The sequence below is a fragment of the Mesorhizobium sp. M7A.F.Ca.CA.004.04.2.1 genome (assembly GCF_004022825.1).
Classification (GTDB): Bacteria; Pseudomonadota; Alphaproteobacteria; order Rhizobiales; family Rhizobiaceae; genus Mesorhizobium.
The window spans coordinates 1-2,103 of the sequence record NZ_RZPH01001020.1 but is presented as its reverse complement, the minus strand read 5'-3'; the positions used below and the strand labels follow the sequence as shown (position 1 = coordinate 2,103).

Here is a 2,103-nt window from a genome sequence, read left to right as displayed (position 1 = left end):
GCCTGTCGGCCGGCGCGTCGGCGCCCGAAATCATCGTCGACGAGATCATCGACGCGTTCCGGCAACGCTTCGATGTCACGATCGATCTTGCCATCACGGCCACGGAAACCGAGGATTTTCCAGTCATGCGGGTCCTGCGCGATGTCGAACTGACGCGGGCCGACATGGCCTTCGTCAATGGAGCCGCGTAAGGCACATGGCGGTCTACACCGACGTTGCGGAAGGCGAACTCGGCGCATTCCTGAAGCACTATCCGGTCGGCGATCTCCTGTCCTACAAGGGCATCGCCGAAGGCACCGAGAACTCGAACTTTCTGCTGCACACCTCCAGCGGCTCCTACATCCTGACGCTCTATGAGAAGCGCGTCGAGAAGGCGGATCTGCCGTTTTTTCTGGGGCTGATGGGCCATCTCGCCAACAAGGGCGTGTCCTGCCCGCTGCCGGTGACCGCGCATGACGGCAGCGTCATCGGCACGCTCGCCGGCCGGCCGGCGGTCATCATCACCTTCCTGGAAGGGCTTTCGTTGCGGCGGCCCACAGCAACGCATTGTGCCGAGGTCGGCAAGGCATTGGCGCAGTTGCATCTGGCCGGTGCCGATTTTTCGATGACGCGTCCGAATGCCCTGGCCATCGACGGCTGGCGCAAGCTCTGGGATGCAGCGCGCGATCGCGCAGACGAGGTCGAGCCGGGCCTAGCGGCCGAGGTCGATGCCGACTTTGCCGATTTCGAGCGCAACTGGCCGAAGGACCTTCCCAAAGGCATCATCCACGCCGATCTTTTCCCGGACAACGTTTTCTTCCTCGGCGAAAAACTGTCCGGCCTGATCGATTTCTATTTCGCCTGCGACGACCTCTACGCCTATGATGTCGCCACCTGTCTCAACGCCTGGTGCTTCGAGAAGGATTTTTCCTTCAACCTCACCAAGGGCAAGGCGCTGCTCGCCGGCTACCAGAGCGTCCGGCCCCTGAGCGACCAGGAACAAGCTGCGCTGCCGGTGCTGGCGCGCGGTTCGGCGTTGCGCTTCATGCTGACCCGGCTGTACGACTGGCTGACCGTCCCCGATGGCGGGCTGGTGATGAAGCGCGATCCGACCGAATACATCAGAAGGATGCGGTTCCACCGGGCGATCAAATCTCCTTCGGAATATGGATTGGCCTGATATGGGGTATCATGAGCAAACTGGTTGAGATCTTCACCGACGGCGCCTGTTCGGGCAATCCCGGCCCTGGCGGCTGGGGCGCGATCCTGCGCTTCAACGGCACCACCAAGGAGCTTTCCGGCGGCGAAGCCGAGACGACCAACAACCGCATGGAACTGTTGGCCGCCATTTCGGCGCTGAACGCGCTGAAGGAGCCGTGCACGGTCGACCTTCACACCGACAGCAAGTATGTCATGGACGGTATTTCCAAGTGGATCCACGGCTGGAAGAAGAACGGCTGGAAGACCGCCGACAAGAAGCCTGTGAAGAACGGTGAACTTTGGCAGGCGCTCGACGAGGCCAACAAGCGCCACAAGGTCACCTGGAACTGGGTCAAGGGCCATGACGGTCATGTCGAGAACGAGCGCGCCGACGAGCTTGCGCGCGAAGGCATGGCGCCGTTCAAGAAAGGTCCGTTCAAGCCTGCAGCAGCGGCAAAGCCTGCTGCGCCGGCCAAACAACCGGCAATCGCGAAAGTGCGGCGCTCTACCCAGAGCTATTGATTTCCGGAGCGGCGCGGCTCTCAGGTACGAAGAAGCGGATCAGCCGGCGGGGGTGGCAACTACTACGATATCGGCGCGCACCGCGTTATCTACTGCTGGCTGCCGATCGACTGGCCAGCGCAGTTGTAGACCCTTATCGGATCAGCAGCGCCGTGCCCCAAAGCCCAAGTGCGAACACGGTGTGCGACACCAGATTCAGCGCCCGGATCAGCATCGGGTTGGGCCGCTTCGAGGCCGCCCAGCCGGCGCCCATGCCGGGTGCCAGCAGGAACCAGCCGGCGCCGACGGTGACGATGCCGAGGATGAAGGCCGGCAGGAATGTCGGCGCGGCAAGCCAGCCCGCTCCGGCCAGCACCACCAGGATGATGCCGTAGACGATGCCGACAAAATAGTGAAAGGCCC

The 2,103-nt window shown here is 62.6% G+C and carries 3 protein-coding genes and 1 pseudogene; 3 read left to right on the top strand and 1 reads right to left on the bottom strand.

The genetic code is table 11. The features are described from left to right. The 3 genes and pseudogenes from EN893_RS30645 to rnhA form a co-directional block, all read left to right on the top strand. Positions 1-191: pseudogene (locus EN893_RS30645) on the top strand (4-hydroxy-3-methylbut-2-enyl diphosphate reductase); the annotation flags it as partial. A 5-nt stretch (positions 192-196) separates the two neighbouring features. Next, the gene (locus tag EN893_RS30640) at positions 197-1,159 is read left to right on the top strand and encodes a homoserine kinase (RefSeq protein ID WP_127270022.1); all 963 of its coding nucleotides are present in this window, start codon (positions 197-199) and stop codon (positions 1,157-1,159) included. A gap of 11 nt (positions 1,160-1,170) precedes the next feature. Then, positions 1,171-1,701, top strand: coding sequence for a ribonuclease HI (gene rnhA / locus EN893_RS30635; protein WP_127270020.1), 531 nt, complete (start codon positions 1,171-1,173; stop codon positions 1,699-1,701). Between the two features lie 133 nt (positions 1,702-1,834). Here the strand turns inward: rnhA and EN893_RS30630 are convergent. Beyond that, on the bottom strand, positions 1,835-2,103 hold a 269-nt coding region (locus EN893_RS30630), incomplete at its 5' end, for a DUF2938 family protein (protein ID WP_128362044.1).